This is a genomic window from Aquiflexum sp. (assembly GCF_977115555.1).
Genome location: NZ_CDSBKL010000038.1, coordinates 1 through 18,483, shown reverse-complemented (window position 1 = coordinate 18,483; position 18,483 = coordinate 1). Strand labels below are relative to the sequence as shown.

The window sequence follows — 18,483 nt, the reverse complement described above, 5'->3', positions numbered from 1 at the left end:
AAAATTGCACAAAGAGCGAGTACACTTAGTTTTAGACGCCATTTATGACGAGAAATCCATAGCGACATACGCTTCCTGACGCGATCGGATTTCCCATTTGGATTATTCACTGCTTTCAACCCTGACGTTGTCAATGACTTTGTGTTGTACAAAGCAATTATTCCTACCAAGTTTGGTGGAAGGGGTTCTTCCATTCTTGATATTTCTCCAAAATCAGGGAGTTTGGACAGATGGGGAGGAGATATGATGGTGGGGACAGTATCTGGAAAACTTTCAGTAAATGGCCCGGTGATCAAGGATAAGGTTTCTGCTAAAATCGGATTCAGGGGGTCGTATATCAATTGGCTCTTGGGAGCCATGAACAATCCTGACTTAAGATCAAGCCAAGCCAACTTCAATGATGTAAATGGGATAGTTTATGGCGAGATCAATGAAAACCATAATGTGACCTACAGTTTTTACAGAAGTTATGATGATTTTGCTTTAGCTTCGGATACAACCATTTCTTGGACTAATTTGAGCCATACCGTAAGGTACCAAGGAAAATTTTCAGAAAGATTGGCTGCGGATGTTATAGGGTATTATTCGAAGTATGATTTTACCATTTTCAATAAATCCGGAATCAATAATTTTGACCTGGAGTCAGGGATTACTGATACAGGTGTCAGGCTGAATTTCACTTATGCTTTGGGCGAAAATAACAGGATTTCATTTGGAGGCGATACCAAAAGCATCACGATAAGACCTGGGGAGCTGATACCGGGCATATCTGATGGTGAATCGACAGTTTTACCAAAAAAAGTTCAGGATGAATTTGCAAGGGAATCAGGTTTTTACCTCCAGCATGAACTTGAATTCGGTGAAAAGATAGGCCTTTCTTATGGTATCAGGTATGATATGTACCAATATTATGGACCAAGGACCGTAAAGGAGTATGCTCCTGACTTGCCTCTGAATGAAGGTAACGTAATCGGAGAAAGGACATATGCATCAGGAGAGACCATCCAAACTTATGATGGATGGGGTCCAAGAGCTTCCCTTAGGTATTCAATAGATTCCAAAACCTCCATAAAGGCTGGCTACAATAAGATGTACCAATTTATTCACCTAATTTCAAATACTGCTACGATTGCACCTACGGACGTTTGGAAACTGAGCGATCAATTTTTCAAGCCGCAGATTGTTGACCAATATTCCTTGGGTATTTACAAAAACCTGAAGGGGAATATATTTGAAACTTCAGTGGAGGTATATTACAAGGACATTCAGAATGTATTGGAATACAAAGATGGAGCAAGGCTTTTGCTTCAGCAAAACCTTGAAACTGAAGTTGTGCCTGGCCAAGGACAAGCTTATGGAGTGGAAGTATATGTGAAGAAAAATCTTGGAAGAACCACGGGATGGGCAAGTTATACCTACTCACGCTCTTTGAGAAGAGTCATTACGCCATTTGAAGAGGAAATTATCAACGATGGGGAATGGTATGCGGCTAACTTTGATAAACCACACGACTTGACATTGATAGGGAATTATAAACTGGCGACCAACGCTTCAATTTCGGCCACGTTTTCCTACAGTACAGGTAGGCCGGTTTCTTTTCCGGAAGCAAAATTTGACTTCGCCGGAAATTCACTAGCTTTTTTCAAAGAAAGAAATACCCAAAGAATACCTGATTTCCACAGGTTAGACCTTTCCTTGAATTTTAAATTAAAAGGGACGAGTAAATTCCATGATGGAGATTGGACTTTTGCAGTCATGAACGTGTACGGCAGAAAAAACCCCTTTTCGGTATTCTTTGCTGACCAAACAGGATCGCCTCCTCAGTCTTACATATTGGCCATACTTGGAGTACCTTTCCCAACCTTAAGTTATTCGCTTAAATTCTGATTATGATGTTGAAAAGATTATTTTATATACTATTACTTCTACAGATTTCCTGTATAGAACCATATAAGGTTGAGCTTCCTCAAGGAGAGCAATTACTTACTGTGGATGGATTTGTGACCACCGAACCAGGCCCGCATACTATTAGGTTGACAAGAAGTGACACTTATGGTAGTGTTTTTGAAGGATTGATCAGACCGGTTTCCCAAGCAAGTATTGCCATAAGGGATAGTGAAGGGAATGTGGTTTTTCTAACTGAAACTGAAGAGAGGGGTGTATATCAAACTCCTATTGGCTTTCAGGCAAGGGTAGGGATTTCTTATTCGCTGCTCATTGAACTTCAGGGTGGGAAATCCTATACATCTTTGCCTGAAATGGTAAACTCAGTGCCTGAAATCGAATCACTTTCCTATCGAGCCATCGAAATTCAAACTGCAAACCGGCTTCAAAATAGGATAGGCGTTCAGATATTTACGCAGTTCAAAGATCCCAGTGATCAAACCAATTTCTATTATTGGAGGCAAGGTATTGGTTCCTACGTGGTAGTAGCAAATCCCGAGCTTTACACTTTGCCTCCTGACCATCCAACCAACCCACGTGGTGCTGCACCAAAAGACTGTTGTTCTACCTGCTATTTGCAAGAGACATCTCGCTTCCAGACATTTTCTATAGCTTCTGATCAGGATTTTAACGGACTAAGCCAAAGTATTCCAGTAGCTTTTATTGAAGACGATGGGCTTAGATTTAAGGATACTTACCGCGCAGAAATTCAACAGATGTCTGTTTCCAGGGAAGCCCATCGGTTTCTTAGGTTGATCGACCAACAGATAAGTTTAACAGGAAGTGTTTTTGATCAGCCTCCTGCAAATATCAGGGGTAACATAATTAGCCTGGATGATCCGGATGAAATTGTCTTAGGGTTTTTTATTGCTGCATCAGTTTCCAAAAAAGAGGTTTTCATTCAGCGTAATAGTTTGGAGGTTACTCAAACACCCAAGATCATTCCCGATGACTGTCGAACTGTAAGAGGCGCTACTCTGGATCCGCCTGCAAGTTGGAATTCCGATAACTAGTAGGTGGTATTTTTCGGAGAATTAGGAAGACATGGATATTGAGTCCATGTCTTTCTTTTTTATTTAGAAATACCTTTTGTCTAGGAGGAAGCCGACTTTGAATTTACTAGATTTTTGGCCTCTCAATTTCTTCAAAAACGATCCCCTCTTTTCCCAAAGCGTCTAAAATGGGGTCAAAAAATTCTTTTTGTACAGGAATCTGTAATCCTCTTGATTTGATTTTGCCCTCTAAAAATAAATCCACAGCTATAGCAAGAGGGAGACCAACGGTTTTCGCCATAGCGGTATATTCTTGGTCTTCTCCTTTACAAACCAAGCTCGAGATGATCTCTTTGTCCCCAAAAGCACCTTTTATTTCAAATTGATGCTGAAGGACAACCATGTCTTTGTCTTTAGGGCTGAGCTGCCATTTTTCCTCCAATATATGCTGAAGGATAGCAGCTGGACTTCCGTTAAGCTGAGTTAGTGGTTTTTCTGAAAATAGTCCCAACCATTCAAATTTTGATATGATATCTTGGTCTATTTCCGGAAGATATTCTTGTAATTTTTCCTCTACAGTTTTGGAAGGGTGAGAAGCCAGGAAAGAATTGAGAAATCCTCTGTAGCTTATCCCTTCAGGAAAGTCCATTTGAAATGAATCATCTGTCATACCAAGTTGTACCAAAATATTCCATGCTTGACAAAACCCAGACCTTCGGAGCGTTCCTCTCAGCATGGTCGGGATATTTTCCAAACCATATATCTTTCTATATCTCAATGAATCCCTGTTTGGATACCCGTCAAATTCTCCAGCTTCATCGAAAGAAACCTTTTCAGTCCTCCCAAAAAGCTTGTGGTAGGGGATATATTTTAATTGTCCGTTTTGGATATACCTGGATACTCCCTGACCCGCAAGGACGACATTTCGGGGGTTCCATGTGAATTTGTATTTCCAAGGATTGTCTTCACTTTCGGGAGCGAGAACTCCTCCGCAAAAGGATTTGAAGGAAATGATTTCATTTCCTTTAGACTTCTCATTTTCTAAAATCTTCATCGCAGACATGTGGTCTATTCCGGGGTCAAGGCCACATTCGTTAAGAAAAAGCAGATTTTTGGCTTTGATTTCGGGTTCTAATTTTCTGAGTTCATCTGATTCGTAGGAGGCTGTAAAAAAGTGTTTGCCCAAGGCGAGGCAGTCTTCGGCTATCATCGGATGTAAAAAGGCAGGCAACATTGAAATCACCAAATCAGATTTTTGAATCAAGGAGTTTCTTTCCTTGGGATCGGAAACATTGATCGATACGGCTGAAGCAAATGGATTTCTTTTGATTTTATCCGCTGCGGTTTTTTCCGAAATGTCAGCTACTATTATTTTTCTATTCTTTGCACCGGCACTTTTCATCAAATAATCAATCAAGTAGGTAGATGATTTTCCGGCACCGAGGATAAGAATGGTTTGCATATGGATAAGATTGGGTTACAATTCCCGAAATTGTAAAAAAAGGATGAAGGCTAAAAATCAAAGTGGGTTAAATAGAAAAATTGCCTAATTCCCATTTTTTTTTTGTTAATTCCATTCCTTTTTAAACGAAGTAATGAATAGAAGAATAGAAGTGAAAATCTCCCTTGAGGTGATTCCAAATGAATTTTGGACTGATGAGGAATCAATGCTTATTGCAAGGGCGAAGGAGATTTTGGAATCCGCCTATGCTCCATATTCAGGATTTTTGGTTGGGGCAGCATTATTATTAGAAAACGGTGAGGTTTTCGCCGGCAACAACCAAGAAAATGTTTCCTTTCCTGTTGGAATTTGTGCAGAAAGGGCTGTTTTAAGTTATGTCATGGGTAATTTTCCAAATTTAAAACCGGTCAAGATCGCTATTGCAGCAAAAAGGATGGGAGAAACCGGATATGCCTACGTGACTCCTTGTGGGATGTGCAGACAAACTATCAATGAATATGAAATGAAGTTTGGGAATCCAATAGAGATATTAATGCTAAATGGACAAGGTGAAATTTTGAAAGCAGAAAGTATTGAACAATTATTGCCTTTTAGATTCAATAACCTTAACAGCTGATGAAAGCCTCCATTACTTATAGACATAGGGGGCATTTTAGCATGTCTCACCTCCCAAATAGAAGAGAAACTGAAATCCTGATTGCACTTCATGGCTATGGGCAATTGGCGGAATTCTTTCTTAGGAAGTTAGAACCGCTATTCTGTGAAGAAAGATTGGTCATCGTACCGGAAGCCACCAATTACTCTTATCAAAAGGGATTTTCAGGAAGGGTAGGGGCCAATTGGATGACAAGTCACGAAAGAGAAACGGCGATTGAAAATAATAACCGGTATTTGAATGAGATTTTGGAATCAGTTTTGTTGAAATATCCTTTAAAACCCTCCATTAAGGTTCTGGGTTTTTCTCAAGGTGCTGCCACTGCCACTCGCTGGGTAAGTCAATTAAATGAAAAAGTCGAAAAACTTGTTCTTTGGAGTGGAGGATTTGCACACGATCTAAATATCCAAAGGGCCGGAGAAAAGTTAAAAAATACTGAAGTCCTAGTGGTTTTGGGTAATGAAGACCCACTCCTGACCGAGGAATCTATTCAAAAACAAAACGAATTTATAGCATCTCTGCCTTTTGAGGTCAAGAGGCTTGAATTTATTGGTGGACATGATTTAGATTTGCCGCTGATGAGAAGTATTTTTGAGCGGCCTATCGGGTCATAGTTTAGATTGAGAAAAAGTTTGATTTAATCTGTCAGTTATTTAATTTTCTTAAAAATTTATTTTAATTCTAACATGCTTACCCTATCTGAAAAAGAAGTAGAGAAAATAGCAGCACAGCTGCTTAAGGGAATGATTTGTTTTTATCAATTAGACAATAAAAAAATCTACCAACTTCCCGATGACGAAGATTATTTCAATTACGATTTGACTCCTGAAGAAGAGGATATCTTGGATGAGATTGAGGATAATCCGGAAAATTTTGCGGAATTCGTGAAAATGGAGCCAAACCAAGAACATCAGATGATGGAGAAGTTTGCGGATAGAATCGTAAAAGAAAGAAATTTCCAGGATGAATTGGTCAATGCTTTAGGCAAACCAAAAGCAGCTACAGCTTTTAAGTTTTTGATTGACAGCTCTGGCAAATACAATGAGCTTTGGAAAGAATACAGACTTCAGAATTATAAGGACTGGATCAAGGAATAAATGGATAGTTTCAATTATGCTGAGGATTAAAAAGCAAAAGAGCCAAATTTGGCTCTTTGCTTTTTATGATAGCTGTAGCATTTTTAATTTGTTTTGATCCACCTCCAAAGTGTTTTGTAATTTACTTTGCTGCCATGCATCAATATTCCAATCCGGTAAACTTTGCCGGCAACCCATGTACTGAAAAAGAATCCTAAAATCAGAAGAGACATTGATAATAGCAAATCAAAGGCAGGGACCCCATAGCTGACTCTTCCCATCATCGCTATCGGGGAAGTGAATGGGATGATAGAAAGCCAGAATGAAACATTGCTGTTGGGGTCATTTAAGACAAAGACAAACAAGCCAAGGTAGCCAATTAGCAAAGGAATTGTAATGGGAAGCATAAACTGCTGAGCTTCTGACGGGGCATCCACAGCCGCACCAACTGCCGCAAAAAAAGCTCCGTAAAGCAAGTATCCACCCAGAAAATAAAATATAAAGGTCATTGTCAATTGGATAAAATCTATCCCATTGATAACCTGAAGGATGTTTTGAAGGTTAGCCTGATTGTCCATCAATTCACCCATTTCGGGATTGGCAAGTTCCATAGCCTGTTGTTGTGGCATCTGCAGGCCAAAATAACCCATCACAATAGACGATATCCCTCCAATCAGTATGATCCATATCAAAAACTGTGTGAGCCCTACGGCCCCAATTCCGATGATTTTTCCCATCATCAGTTGAAAAGGTTTGATAGAAGAAACCAGGATTTCTATTATTCGGCTTGACTTTTCTTCGATAACGCCTTGCATGATCTGATTGCCATAGATAAAAATAAACATGTAAATCAATATTCCGGCAAGGAATCCGATCGCATAATTTACCGTAGCATCTGAGACTTTTTCTTCACCGCTATTGTCCAAAGTGATGGCCTGTATGGATACTTTGGTCCGATAGGCGTTTATGGCTTCGGGACTTATACCTGATTCAAAAAGGCGTTGCTCCTCAATCCTCCTTTTTATACTTGATTCAAGAAAAGAAATCAGACCCATGCTTGGGTTTTTTTCGCCAAAATACGTGATTCCTTTAGGATTGCTTAGATCGATTTTTGGGATATATAGGAACCCGAAACGCTCACCCTCATTGACCATTCTTTTGCCTTCTTCTGTATTTATTTTCGAAAAAGAGAAAGCGTATTGGTCTGAACTTTCAATAAAAAAGATATTGTTCTCGTCCACCACTTCGATGATTTGCAATGAAGGGTTTTCGGACTCACCAATGGAAATCCACAGGAAAATCCCCATAATGGAAGGGAATATCAGAGGAGTCAGTAAGGTTGCCAACAGAAATGATTTTTTCTGGACTCTCGAGAGATATTCTCTTTGAATAACCAACCATATTTTATTCATAAGAATGGTTTTTTATCTGTTGGATAAAGATTTCTTCCATACTTGGCAGGATTTCTTTGAAGCCCACCACTTCACCATATTGCATCAGCTGTGTTAAGGTGCTGTTTGGAGAATCTTCTCCAAGTGGTATTGAGAAGACTGAATTTCCATTTACTTTCCTGATATTCCATTCTTCAGGCAGTGGTCCGACCAACTCATTAAGAGTTACTTCATAGGTATTTGTCCTAAATTGCTGCTTGATATCAGACAATCGGCCCTCTAAAATTTTGTGCGAACGATGGATCATGGCAATCTGATCACATAGCAGCTCGACTGATTCCATCCTATGTGTGGATAACACGACGGTGATACCTTTTTCTCTCAGTTCAATGATTTCGTTTTTGATAATTTCCGCATTCATTGGATCAAAACCTGAGAAAGGTTCATCCAATATCAGCAATTCAGGTTCATGGATGATGGTGGAAATAAACTGTATTTTTTGGGCCATTCCTTTGGAAAGGTCATCTATTCTTTTGTCTTTCCAAGAACTGATATCCATTTTATTCAACCAATAATTAACCCTTTCTTTGGCTAAAGCTGCGGGCATGTCTTTGAGTCGTGCAAAATAAATCAGCTGGTCCCAGACTTTCATTTTTTTGTAAAGCCCTCTTTCCTCAGGCAAGTATCCTATTTGTGAGATATGCTTAGGTTGAAGAGATTCCCCATTAAAAATAACCTCACCTGAGTCTCCTTCAATGATTTGGTTGATAATCCTTATCAATGTGGTTTTGCCTGCTCCGTTTGGTCCTAGAAGTCCAAAAATCCCATTTTTTGGAATAGTCAAACTGATATTGCTCAGGGCTTTCTGGTTCCCGTAAGTTTTGGTCAGATTTCGGATTTCAAGGATTTCCAATGTTGATGGTAGTTTGCTAAAAATAGAATTTGGTTACTGCCTTGGTAATTATTTTATGGTAACTGAACCTACTGAGACATCAATGGTAAAGCTCATGAGATTTTCACTGTTTTCTCTGTAGGCTTTGCTCACATAAGTATTGTTGCCGAGGTCTTTTAGGTACTTTGGGATATAAGTCCTGCACATTGGAGTGGAGGTTATTTTAAGGATATAGGCGTTATTTTCACTAGGAAGTTGGAGATTTACTTTACCCACACCAACCATTGCTTTGATATTACAAGATTCGGACATTTTATCAGAAAAGGAGAGGTCTAGTGTCCCATAATTCGATTCGAAGATCATTTCTTTTGCATTAGTGAAATTGAGATTATCTGCTTCCAGATTTCCCATATTGATGGCGACGGATAATGTGTCCATTCTCACAGAATTGGCAAAATTCTTACTGTAATCCAACTTGATGTCTGCACTTGTGGATATTATCTGGCAGTTTGAAATCGGTAAGTGAGATAAGTCAAGTGAGGCGAAACCGATACCAAAATAAAAATGGAGATTGTAGAGATTGTGTGAATTCAGGCCTATGGTCCATTTGTGGTCAAAATCTTCATTGGAACTTGAAAACAGCTTGTAAGAAAGGCTTTTTCCGAGGTTTTCGGATTCGACATTTCTATGGGTGAGATAGGCAAAAAGAATCCTATCCTTGATCTCGTAAGAAAAAGAAGGAAGAATATTTACTTTATTGAGTTCTGAGTGGATATTCAAAGGTCCTTCTATCTGATCTCTCTTTATTTCAGAGACACCTTTATAAACATTGAAATCCAGGTGGACAAGATTGTAGCCGTTTTTCTCTTCGACTTTGAACTCCTTAGTAATTTGGGCATCGGACCAAGAAGTACTCCCTAGAACCAATCCAATTAGTAAGCAAAATTTGTTCAACATACGGTAAGGTTACGGCGATCGATTTAAAAGGTTATTAAAGGTATAAAAAAAGCCGGATTTTCATCCGGCTGCAAGTATTTTAGAAGAATTCTTTCATTTTATCAAAAAAGCTTTTTTCCGATTTTCCCGGATCAGGCTTAAAATTTTCAGAATTTTTTAGATTTTCCAAAATGTTGCGCTCGTCTTTGGAAAGTTGTTTTGGTGTCCAGACATTCACTTGAATCAATTGGTCTCCCCTGCTATATCCATTGATGTCTTTTATTCCCTTTCCTTTTAATCTCAACATCTTACCGCTTTGTGTTCCTGGGTCAAGTTTAATTTTGACTTTTCCTTCGATGGTCGGTACCTCAATTTGGGAACCGAGTGCGGCATCAATGAAACTCACATATAATTCAAAAATGACATCATTTCCATTTCTTTGAAGTACTTCATCTTCAATCTCCTCAATGACTATCAATAAATCTCCGGGAACGCCACCAGCTGTTTCATTGCCTTTTCCGGACATACTAAGTTGCATGCCGTCCGCCACACCTGCCGGAATATTGATGGATATGACTTCTTCTTTTAGAATAAGGCCTCTGATATCTGCTTCGGCTGGTTTTTTGTCTACGATCTGCCCATTTCCTCCACATACATGACAGGCGCTGGCTGAGACCATTTGGCCAAGCATGGTATTGACCACTTTTTTGATCTGGCCAGAACCCTGACAGGTTGAGCAGTTTTTAAAAGTAACTCCATCGGCCAATACATGGCGTTTTACTTTGATTTTCTTTTCTACACCGTTGGCAATCTCTTTCAGGTTCATTTTTAGTTTGACCCTGAGATTAGTACCTTTTTTCATCCTTCGACCTCCTCTGCCTCCTCCAAAAAAGGAGTCGAATCCACCTCCTCCGAATATATCTCCAAATTGGGAAAAGATATCTTCCATATTCATACCGCCGCCGCTGTACCCACCATTGCCACCCATTCCTTGATGGCCAAACTGGTCATACCTTTGCTTCTTTTCAGGATTGCTCAAAACCTCATAGGCTTCAGCAGCTTCTTTGAATTTATCCTCAGCTTGGGGATTGTCAGGATTCTTGTCAGGGTGATATTGAATCGCAAGCTTACGGTATGCTTTCTTGATTTCCTCGGGGGTGGCACTTTTAGTAACCCCTAATACTTCATAATAGTCTCTTTTTGCCATATTCTTTTCTTAAGCTCCTATTACCACTTTAGCAAACCTGATGACTTTGTCTCCAAGGGTATATCCATTTTCAATAACATCTATCACTTTACCTTTCATTTCTTCATTTGGAGAGGCTATTTGGGTAATTGCTTCTTGTGTTTCAGCATCAAATGGCTTTCCAGACAGGCTTTCCATAGGTTTGAGACCTTTTTGTTCTAATATTCTTAATAGTTTATGAAAAACAAGTTGGTTGCCATTTCTTACTTTGGAAGCATCTGTTTCATTCTGATGAGCTTTGAACGCACGTTCAAAATCATCTACCACCGGAAGTATTTCAGTCATTAAATCTTCAGAAGCGGTTTTGATCAAGTCTAATCGCTCTTTGGCTGTTCTTCTTCTATAATTTTCAAATTCAGAGTATAGCCTTAAGTATTTGTCTTTCAATTCAGCAACTTCTTTATTTAACTTCTCTTCTTGTGATGAATCAGATTTTGCTGAATATTCTCTTTGTTCTTCATTTACAACCTGGTCCTCATGCATTACCTGTTCATTGGTGGCAATTGGATCCTCATTGAATATTTGTTTTTCCTCCATCTTTTTTCTAGAATTTGACTTTTAATTTTCTATCAATTTGTTTGCCAAGGGCACAAAACTGACAACTTGGCATTTATTGGGTGTTGATAGCCTGCCAGAGCATATCCTTGAGTTTGTCAAGATTAAATCCTGAAACTGAGGAAATGAAAAGCGAGTCCAGGTCTTTTGGAACTTCTTTTTTCATTTGCTCCATCAATTCTTCATCCAGCATATCCGCCTTAGTAATCGCCAATAATCTTTTTTTATCCAGCAACTCCGGGTTATATTTTTGAAGTTCGCCAATAAGTATTTTGTATTGATCTTGGATATTGTCCGAATCGGCGGGAATCATAAATAATAAAATGGAATTCCTCTCAATATGCCTTAAAAACCTCAATCCAAGTCCTTTTCCTTCAGCCGCGCCTTCAATGATACCAGGAATATCAGCCATGACAAATGACTTTTCATTTCTGTAGGGTATTACACCGAGATTTGGAACAAGCGTGGTAAAGGGATAATCACCGATTTCGGGTCTTGCAGCTGAAATACTGGATAGAAGCGTTGATTTTCCTGCATTTGGAAAACCCACTAAACCTACGTCTGCCAATAACTTGAGCTCAAGTATGATCCATTCTTCAATTCCTTCTTCTCCAGGCTGTGCAAAATGCGGTGCCTGATTGGTAGCGGTTTTGAAATGGTCGTTTCCCAGACCCCCTCTTCCTCCTCTGGTCAGGATCACTTCCTGTCCTTCTTCTGTAATTTCAAACCTGGTTTCGAAAGTTTCAGCATCTTTGGCAATTGTCCCAAGCGGGACTTCAAGGATAACATCTTTTCCGTCTCTTCCTTTTCTTCTTCCTCCTTCACCTCCCTTTCCTTCTTCAGCGATTACATGTTTCTTATATTTCAAATGGAGCAATGTCCATACCTGAGTACTTCCTTTTAAAACAATATGGCCACCTCGTCCTCCATCACCCCCATCAGGACCACCTTTCGGTACATGCTTTTCCCTACGGAAATGTACCGAGCCTGCTCCTCCAGCACCTGATCTGGAGCAGAATTTTACGTAATCTATAAAGTTAGAATCTGCCACTTTTTATAAATGTTTAAAACAAAAATGGCTAAGCTTGAAGGCTTAGCCGGATAATCTTCCCTGCAAAGGTAAGAAATATTCAGTATTAGTACCGGTCAATGACTTTTGTAATGTCAGCAAAAATGTCTTCGATAGTACCTACACCATTTATTTTGGTGAATTTTCCTTTCTTTTCGTAATACTCGGCAACAGGAAGGGTTTCATCCAGATATACCCTGATTCTCGTTTCGATTTTGGCTTCGTCCTGGTCATCGGTCCTGCCTGAGGTTTTCCCCCTTTCCCTGATCCGTTCCTTCAAGATGTCTTCAGCCACATCTAAGGCAATCATACCTGAAATTTCAATATTATTCTTTTCCATCAATTTATCCAAAGCTTCAGCCTGTGCTACAGTTCTGGGAAATCCATCGAAGATAAAACCATTTGTTCCGGGAGTATGGGCGATTTTGTCATCAACCATCCCGATGACTACTTCATCAGGCACGAGTCTACCCTCATCCATATACTTTCGTGCAAGTTTTCCGAGTTCAGTTCCCTCACCAAGATGTTTTCTGAACAAATCTCCCGTGGATAAATGGGTCAGGTTATATTTTGAAATAATGTTTTCGCTTTGGGTTCCTTTGCCTGCCCCTGGAGGGCCAAATAGTACAATATTGAGCATATTCTGATTAAATTAATATTTTGGTATCTATTTCAATTGATAAAGTTCAGGGAGGTTTCGGCCCAATCCATCAAAGTCCAATCCATACCCCACCACAAACTTATTCGGGATTTCGAAACCAATATAATTTACATTTAGCTGATGTACCAATGCGTCAGGCTTTAATAAAAGACTGGCAATAGCAATTTTTTTTGGGTTTTCTCTTTGAACCATCTCCAAAAGATGCTTCATACTCAAACCTGTGTCAATGATATCTTCTACAATAATTACAGACCTTTTATTTAAATCAAAATCAAGACCAAGCAGGTTTTTGACAAATCCTGTTGAGTTTGTTCCTGAATAGGAAGAAACTTTTACGAAGCTAATTTCAACAGGTATGGAGATATTTTTGGCTAAATCAGAAAGAAATATAAATGAACCGTTGAGGACACCAATCAATATCGGGCAATCCTCTTTGAAATCCTTAGATATTTCAGCGCCAATTTCTGCAACCCGTTGTTGGATTGAATTGGCCGTAATATAAGGAACAAATACTTTGTCTTTAATTGATATCATAGGATCAAACAAAAATGCCCTTTATTCAAGGGCAGCGCAAATATAAAAAAAAAAGATTCCTCTCCATCTAAATAATTGCTAATCCTTACAATCGCTTCATTAAATACCTGTAAAGGTCAACCATAGATTGAAGATCTTTCAATGATACTTTTTCATTTGGTGTGTGGACATTATCTTCCGGGGGTCCGATAAAACACCAATCGATCGCATAAGGGGAAAATTGAATTTCCCGTCCATCACTGCCACCCATTCCCTCTACTTCTAGTTGATATGTAATACCGCTCTCTTCGGCTAGCTTCAGCACTTTTTCCAAAAACCTTTTCCTTGGTATAAACTTATCTCTTAATGAAATAGCGACTCCTTCATGGTGCTTCACCCCCTCAGTAGTCCAGGTGACATCAGAAATAAGAGCAAATTCAATTGGAGCCGTCTCTTGGATATATCGGAGTAAAAAAGGTACGCTTCCTCCTCCGTGTTCTTCATAAGTGGAGAAAACTATCCAACCATTCTCTAAATCCTCACATAATTTCAAGCAATTATATATGCCAAGACGATTGTCTAAATATGCTGCCTGGATAAATTCCTGATCAAGGATTATCGATTGTTCGAATGAAAGCAAAGTTCCCCTGTCTATTGCTCTGGGGAAATCGTGGAAAGCAAAATCGTCATGCAAAATAACTTTGCATGAAATGGGACCTAAGCTATCTTCACCTACCAATCTGGTTCCATTTTCAATTTCAGGGCCTCCTATTGGCAGAAGTTGGTTTTCATATCTTGTCGTGAAGCCAACCGTATCTATATGCGCAAAAACAGCACCCCTAGGATCTCCAAATTTAAGTAGCAAACAATCATGGAACTTGTCCCCATAAAAAATTTCTGGTTGAACCTTCCAAGCTGCTTTTCGTTTATCAATGTGGTTTAATAAAAACTCAGTCATTGGCTCTTCATTTCCAGATACGCTTTCTATCCTTAAAAGATCAAATAATAATTTTGTCATAGCATTATGTATTTCAAATCTATTAAAATCGTAAATTCATTAAAAATCAAAAAGAATTTTGGTATAGTTTTAAAATATTAATATACATTTGTGAATAGTTAAAAGTTTATAAATTTGCAGTCGAATCAATTAAACACCTAAAAATCTGAACAAAAAATTTTTTATTATGAAAAAAATATTACTATCTACAATTATCGCGGGCTGTTTAGCTTTAGGAGTTAACGCCCAAGACGACTTCAACAAGTGGTCTTTAGAACTCAATGGAGGTTTCAACAAACCGATGGCTCCTTTGTCTCCTGGATATTTCTCACCTACATTAAACCTTGGTCATGTGGACTTTGGTGTTAGGTACATGTTCAATGACAAATTTGGCGCAAAACTGGATTATGGATTGGGTTCATTCAGTGAATCCGGTAAAGACAATAATCCCGCATTCTCTACCAGTTATTACAGGTTAAACCTTCAGGGGATTGCCAATCTAGGTAGAATATTGAAATTTGAGTCCTTTACGAGAAGGATTAACTTATTGGGCCACCTTGGAGCAGGTATCGGTCAGGTTCAACATGATGGACCACCTATTACTTTTGATGATAATGTTTATAATATCATAACTGGTATTACAACTCAGGTAAAACTATCAGAAAAAATAGCTCTTACAGGAGATATTAGCACTATTCTAAATGGTAGACAGACTGTTACTTTCGACGGAAATACCAATATTGGCCCTTCTTTAGATAATGGGTTCTATGGTACTAACGGCACTTGGTGGACAGGAACTCTTGGTTTGACTTTCTACCTAGGAAAAGGTTCAACTCATGCTGACTGGTATGTGGAAGCTGACAAATATGCCACTAAAGCTGAATTGGCTCAACAAATTGGTGAGATCAAGGATATGTTGAAAGATTCTGACGGTGATGGTATTCCCGATTATCTTGACAAAGAACCAAACACGCCATCTGGTGCGAGAGTAGATTCTAACGGTAGAACAATTGATTCTGATGGCGATGGTATTCCTGATCATTTGGATAAATGTCCTTTTGCTCCAGGTCCTGCTTCTAACAACGGATGTCCTATTGAGCAAGTAAAAGAGGAAATTGATTTCTTCAAAAGAGCCATCAATGAGAATTATGTAAACGTTTATTATGCATTTGATTCTGCAAAACCACTTGGTTTCTCAGCTTCAGCTGTAAATTATGTTTCTAATTTCTTAAAGAGAAATCCTGGAGTGAAACTTGAAGTTAAAGGTTTTGCTGACGAATTAGGTCCTGAAGATTACAACATGAAGTTGTCTGAAAGAAGAGCTAAAAATGTATATGATCTTTTGATCGCTGCAGGTATTGATGGTTCAAGACTTTCTTACAAGGGTTACGGAGAAGATACAAGTGTAGACAAAAATTCTGCTGATGCAAGACAATTGTCAAGAAGAGCTAGTTTTGAAGTGAAGTAATCACAATCTTAAATATTCAAAGCCCGATTCTTAGAATCGGGCTTTTTTTTTGCCTTTGTCAAAGTAAATACCCGATATTTGACAAATTCCAAAATTTATTGATTTAGCATGTTTATTTTAGACCATACAAACAGCATTGCAAATAATTTTCTTGCTGAACTGAGAGATATAGCAATTCAAAATGATCGATTAAAATTCCGTAATAACCTCGAAAGATTGGGTGAGATTATGGCATATGAGGTTTCAAAATCTTTTGAATATGATTTTGCAGCTGTGAGTACACCCCTTGGAATAAAGGAATCAAAATTGATTTTGGAGCAACCTATTTTGATTTCCGTACTAAGGGCTGCACTTCCATTTTATCAAGGTTTTTTGAATTATTTTGATCTGGCGGATAGTGGGTTTATTGGTGCTTACAGAAAGGAATATGAAAATCAAAAAGAAGGAATCGAAATAGAATATCAGTATCAAGCTACTCCTGATATAAATGACAGAAACCTGATTTTGATTGATCCAATGTTGGCGACAGGAAAATCTATTTTGAAAACTGTTGATAATCTACTCCTGATAGGAAAGCCAAAAACCATCCATATTGTAAGTGTTATTGCCGCTCCAGAAGGAATTAAGTTAATTTATGATAATTTGAATACACCTTTTCATTTATGGGTTTGCTCTGTCGACGAATGTTTAAACGGACAGTCATACATAGTTCCGGGTCTTGGAGATGCTGGAGATCTTTGTTTTGGAAATAAAATTCCATAATTGAACCAATTATTTTATTGACAATTCCCATTTTTGGGATATAGTTTGGTGGGTTTTATATTCCTACTTTTCCAAATCTTGTCCATATTTGTTTCTATGCTTAGCCAGAATTCGTTAGAATTTTATTTTCAAATGATTTTAAAAAGACAATATAAATAAGCTTTGATGTTTAATTGAGACTTTCCAATTGAAGAGAGTCACGCATTTCAGAGACAGGTTTATATTTTTGATTCTCCATATTTTTTACTGCCGTTTCTAAGACCATTTTCAAAATATTTTATATCCTGAAATTTTTGACTATTTGATTTCTCAAAATCTTAATTGGAATTCTTTTCTTTTTCTAATAGTGGGTATTTTAGGCTTCTTTATTGTGTAAATTTGCTTCGAGAAATTGTAATTAACTTATATTTTTAATGTTTTATGACAGGTTATATTTGGAAGATTCTAGGAATTTATTTTGCCTGTCTTTTTAAATTTATCTCCGGCCCTGTCTTGGGCGCAGCTGCTGGGTTTTCCTTATTTGAGATCGTACTTGTTTCGGTGGGAGGGATGATGACCACAGTGATCTCCCTGACGTATGTAGGTGATTGGTTTAAATCTTATTGGGATCTAAAAATTTCGCCCAACAGAAAAAGGTTTTCCCCAAGATCCAGAAAAATAGTGAGAGTTTGGAGAAAATTTGGTCCTATAGGCGTTGCGGTTTTTACGCCTTTGTTTCTAACTCCAATTGGAGGCACTATAGTAATGAATGCTTTTAATGTAGATAAAAAGAAAATAATTCTTTACATGTTTGGCAGTGCACTTTTTTGGTCCATTGTCCTAGGAGGGTCTATCAATTGGATTCTAAGTATTCCATTTTTCGATTCATTACTCCGGTAAATGTTCATCCGGTAGGATTTCTATGTCCTGAATCAAAACTCTTTTGGAAATTTCCTGCCCTGTCAAAGTAGCCGCCAATCCTCCCATTGCTGTTTCTTTGTATCTGCTTTCCATGCTTGATCCAATTTCTCCCATGGCTTCGATACATTCGTCTACCGGGATAACGGAACTGACTGCTGCAATGGATATCTGGGCTGAGCTAAATGCGATGGCTGAAGCACTTGCATTTCTTACTACACAAGGGACTTCCACCAATCCTGCAACAGGATCGCAAACCAACCCAAGCATACACTGTATTGTGATAGCTACAGCGTTGAAAACCTGATCAATTGAACCACCCAAACAATACACAATTGCGCCTGAAGCCATCGCAGCCGCAGAGCCTGTTTCAGCCTGACAACCTCCAACTGCACCTGCCAAGCTTGCTTTCTGCTCGATAATCAACGCAATTCCTGCACCGACCAATAATCCCTCGATTATCTTTGAATCAGGCAATGCATGTATTTCCTGTAATGTGTATAAAGTTCCCGGTAAAATTCCTGAAGCACCGGCAGTAGGTGCTGCCACCACCCTTCCCATGCAAGAATTCACTTCTTTAGCTGCTAAAGCTCTGGAAATCAGCTTTTGGAAATCAACAGACAAAACAGCCAAAGGGTGGTTATAGACTTTTTTTGCACCATTATTGATCATCCCCGATCTTGAAGTCATATCTGCTTTTAAACCAGTATCAACGGCTTCTTTCATGACGTTATAAGCCTTTTGTAACCCCATCAAAATTTCTTTTTCAATACCGTTTTTTTGAGAAATTTCATAGTCAATTACAGCTTGGTGTAAGCTAATTTGATTTTTTTCACAATGAGATTTCCATCCTACAAAACTATCAAACAGGAAAGGCATAAAATATTTGGGTTATAGTATGGACAAATTTGAACAAACTATCCTATAAAACAAAAGCCTCCAATATTTACATTTGGAGGCCTTTGAG

19 protein-coding genes are annotated in these 18,483 nt (G+C 38.5%); 8 read left to right on the top strand and 11 right to left on the bottom strand.

Annotated features, from left to right (window positions below):
- Positions 1–144 precede the first annotated feature (144 nt).
- Together ACZFYI_RS04265 and ACZFYI_RS04260 are read left to right on the top strand one after the other, a co-directional pair.
- Positions 145–1,887 (top strand): TonB-dependent receptor plug domain-containing protein, encoded by a 1,743-nt coding sequence (locus ACZFYI_RS04265; RefSeq protein WP_462522876.1) that lies wholly within the window; start codon positions 145–147, stop codon positions 1,885–1,887.
- A gap of 5 nt (positions 1,888–1,892) precedes the next feature.
- Entirely contained in the window at positions 1,893–2,957 is a 1,065-nt protein-coding gene (locus ACZFYI_RS04260) for a DUF4249 domain-containing protein (RefSeq protein WP_462522875.1), read from the top strand.
- A 106-nt stretch (positions 2,958–3,063) separates the two neighbouring features.
- On the opposite strand, the gene ACZFYI_RS04255 is transcribed toward ACZFYI_RS04260, so the two are convergent.
- A complete protein-coding gene (locus ACZFYI_RS04255; RefSeq protein WP_462522874.1) occupies positions 3,064–4,398 on the bottom strand; it encodes a saccharopine dehydrogenase family protein in 1,335 nt (444 codons plus the stop codon).
- Between the two features lie 133 nt (positions 4,399–4,531).
- Here ACZFYI_RS04255 and ACZFYI_RS04250 point away from each other — a divergent pair, with 133 nt between their 5' ends.
- The 3 genes from ACZFYI_RS04250 to ACZFYI_RS04240 all read left to right on the top strand — a co-directional run bounded on the left by ACZFYI_RS04250 (position 4,532) and on the right by ACZFYI_RS04240 (position 6,150).
- Positions 4,532–5,014 (top strand): cytidine deaminase, encoded by a 483-nt coding sequence (locus tag ACZFYI_RS04250; protein ID WP_462522873.1) that lies wholly within the window; start codon positions 4,532–4,534, stop codon positions 5,012–5,014.
- Complete coding sequence (locus ACZFYI_RS04245) at positions 5,014–5,667, top strand: alpha/beta hydrolase (protein ID WP_462522872.1); 654 nt, start codon at positions 5,014–5,016, stop codon at positions 5,665–5,667. Before ACZFYI_RS04250 ends, ACZFYI_RS04245 begins: the two co-directional genes overlap by 1 nt.
- Before the next feature lie 72 nt (positions 5,668–5,739).
- The gene (locus ACZFYI_RS04240; protein WP_462522871.1) at positions 5,740–6,150 is read left to right on the top strand and encodes a UPF0158 family protein; all 411 of its coding nucleotides are present in this window, start codon (positions 5,740–5,742) and stop codon (positions 6,148–6,150) included.
- An 83-nt stretch (positions 6,151–6,233) separates the two neighbouring features.
- Here ACZFYI_RS04240 and ACZFYI_RS04235 read toward each other — a convergent pair whose 3' ends face one another.
- The 9 genes from ACZFYI_RS04235 to ACZFYI_RS04195 all read right to left on the bottom strand — a co-directional run bounded on the left by ACZFYI_RS04235 (position 6,234) and on the right by ACZFYI_RS04195 (position 14,410).
- Positions 6,234–7,541, bottom strand: a complete 1,308-nt coding sequence (locus ACZFYI_RS04235; protein ID WP_462522870.1) for an ABC transporter permease — start codon at positions 7,539–7,541, stop codon at positions 6,234–6,236.
- Complete coding sequence (locus ACZFYI_RS04230) at positions 7,534–8,433, bottom strand: ABC transporter ATP-binding protein (RefSeq protein ID WP_462522869.1); 900 nt, start codon at positions 8,431–8,433, stop codon at positions 7,534–7,536. Before ACZFYI_RS04230 ends, ACZFYI_RS04235 begins: the two co-directional genes overlap by 8 nt.
- A 48-nt stretch (positions 8,434–8,481) precedes the next feature.
- Positions 8,482–9,369, bottom strand: a complete 888-nt coding sequence (locus ACZFYI_RS04225) for a hypothetical protein (protein ID WP_462522868.1) — start codon at positions 9,367–9,369, stop codon at positions 8,482–8,484.
- A 79-nt stretch (positions 9,370–9,448) separates the two neighbouring features.
- Positions 9,449–10,555 (bottom strand): molecular chaperone DnaJ, encoded by a 1,107-nt coding sequence (gene dnaJ / locus ACZFYI_RS04220; protein WP_462522867.1) that lies wholly within the window; start codon positions 10,553–10,555, stop codon positions 9,449–9,451.
- A gap of 9 nt (positions 10,556–10,564) precedes the next feature.
- On the bottom strand, positions 10,565–11,131 hold the full coding sequence (locus tag ACZFYI_RS04215) for a nucleotide exchange factor GrpE (protein ID WP_462522866.1): 567 nt from the start codon (positions 11,129–11,131) through the stop codon (positions 10,565–10,567).
- Between the two features lie 73 nt (positions 11,132–11,204).
- Complete coding sequence (obgE, locus tag ACZFYI_RS04210; RefSeq protein ID WP_462522865.1) at positions 11,205–12,200, bottom strand: GTPase ObgE; 996 nt, start codon at positions 12,198–12,200, stop codon at positions 11,205–11,207.
- Between the two features lie 85 nt (positions 12,201–12,285).
- Positions 12,286–12,858, bottom strand: a complete 573-nt coding sequence (locus ACZFYI_RS04205) for an adenylate kinase (RefSeq protein WP_462522864.1) — start codon at positions 12,856–12,858, stop codon at positions 12,286–12,288.
- Positions 12,859–12,885: 27 nt separating this feature from the next.
- Complete coding sequence (hpt, locus tag ACZFYI_RS04200) at positions 12,886–13,413, bottom strand: hypoxanthine phosphoribosyltransferase (protein ID WP_462522863.1); 528 nt, start codon at positions 13,411–13,413, stop codon at positions 12,886–12,888.
- 85 nt (positions 13,414–13,498) lie between these two features.
- Entirely contained in the window at positions 13,499–14,410 is a 912-nt protein-coding gene (locus tag ACZFYI_RS04195; protein ID WP_462522862.1) for a M20/M25/M40 family metallo-hydrolase, read from the bottom strand.
- Positions 14,411–14,576: 166 nt separating this feature from the next.
- Between ACZFYI_RS04195 and ACZFYI_RS04190 the strand changes: the two genes are divergently transcribed.
- From ACZFYI_RS04190 to ACZFYI_RS04180, 3 genes are all read left to right on the top strand, one after another.
- Positions 14,577–15,857: an OmpA family protein gene (locus ACZFYI_RS04190; protein WP_462522861.1), complete on the top strand. Its 1,281-nt coding sequence runs from the start codon at positions 14,577–14,579 to the stop codon at positions 15,855–15,857.
- 108 nt (positions 15,858–15,965) lie between these two features.
- Positions 15,966–16,619 (top strand): uracil phosphoribosyltransferase, encoded by a 654-nt coding sequence (gene upp, locus ACZFYI_RS04185; protein ID WP_462522860.1) that lies wholly within the window; start codon positions 15,966–15,968, stop codon positions 16,617–16,619.
- A 420-nt stretch (positions 16,620–17,039) separates the two neighbouring features.
- Positions 17,040–17,498, top strand: coding sequence for a hypothetical protein (locus ACZFYI_RS04180; protein ID WP_462522859.1), 459 nt, complete (start codon positions 17,040–17,042; stop codon positions 17,496–17,498).
- Here ACZFYI_RS04180 and sdaAA read toward each other — a convergent pair.
- On the bottom strand, positions 17,487–18,395 hold the full coding sequence (gene sdaAA / locus ACZFYI_RS04175) for an L-serine ammonia-lyase, iron-sulfur-dependent, subunit alpha (protein ID WP_462522858.1): 909 nt from the start codon (positions 18,393–18,395) through the stop codon (positions 17,487–17,489). The two genes, ACZFYI_RS04180 and sdaAA, sit on opposite strands and share 12 nt — an antisense overlap.
- Between the last annotated feature and the right edge of the window lie 88 nt (positions 18,396–18,483).

Coding starts and splice junctions, on each gene's coding strand:
- ACZFYI_RS04240 (WP_462522871.1), top strand. CDS start 5,740: ATGCTTACCCTATCTGAAAAAGAAGTAGAGAAAATAGCAGCACAGCTG.
- ACZFYI_RS04250 (WP_462522873.1), top strand. CDS start 4,532: ATGAATAGAAGAATAGAAGTGAAAATCTCCCTTGAGGTGATTCCAAAT.
- ACZFYI_RS04260 (WP_462522875.1), top strand. CDS start 1,893: ATGTTGAAAAGATTATTTTATATACTATTACTTCTACAGATTTCCTGT.
- upp (WP_462522860.1), top strand. CDS start 15,966: ATGTTTATTTTAGACCATACAAACAGCATTGCAAATAATTTTCTTGCT.
- ACZFYI_RS04225 (WP_462522868.1), bottom strand. CDS start 9,369: ATGTTGAACAAATTTTGCTTACTAATTGGATTGGTTCTAGGGAGTACT.
- ACZFYI_RS04205 (WP_462522864.1), bottom strand. CDS start 12,858: ATGCTCAATATTGTACTATTTGGCCCTCCAGGGGCAGGCAAAGGAACC.
- sdaAA (WP_462522858.1), bottom strand. CDS start 18,395: ATGCCTTTCCTGTTTGATAGTTTTGTAGGATGGAAATCTCATTGTGAA.
- ACZFYI_RS04180 (WP_462522859.1), top strand. CDS start 17,040: ATGACAGGTTATATTTGGAAGATTCTAGGAATTTATTTTGCCTGTCTT.
- hpt (WP_462522863.1), bottom strand. CDS start 13,413: ATGATATCAATTAAAGACAAAGTATTTGTTCCTTATATTACGGCCAAT.
- ACZFYI_RS04215 (WP_462522866.1), bottom strand. CDS start 11,131: ATGGAGGAAAAACAAATATTCAATGAGGATCCAATTGCCACCAATGAA.
- ACZFYI_RS04245 (WP_462522872.1), top strand. CDS start 5,014: ATGAAAGCCTCCATTACTTATAGACATAGGGGGCATTTTAGCATGTCT.
- dnaJ (WP_462522867.1), bottom strand. CDS start 10,555: ATGGCAAAAAGAGACTATTATGAAGTATTAGGGGTTACTAAAAGTGCC.
- ACZFYI_RS04195 (WP_462522862.1), bottom strand. CDS start 14,410: ATGACAAAATTATTATTTGATCTTTTAAGGATAGAAAGCGTATCTGGA.
- ACZFYI_RS04235 (WP_462522870.1), bottom strand. CDS start 7,541: ATGAATAAAATATGGTTGGTTATTCAAAGAGAATATCTCTCGAGAGTC.
- ACZFYI_RS04255 (WP_462522874.1), bottom strand. CDS start 4,398: ATGCAAACCATTCTTATCCTCGGTGCCGGAAAATCATCTACCTACTTG.
- ACZFYI_RS04190 (WP_462522861.1), top strand. CDS start 14,577: ATGAAAAAAATATTACTATCTACAATTATCGCGGGCTGTTTAGCTTTA.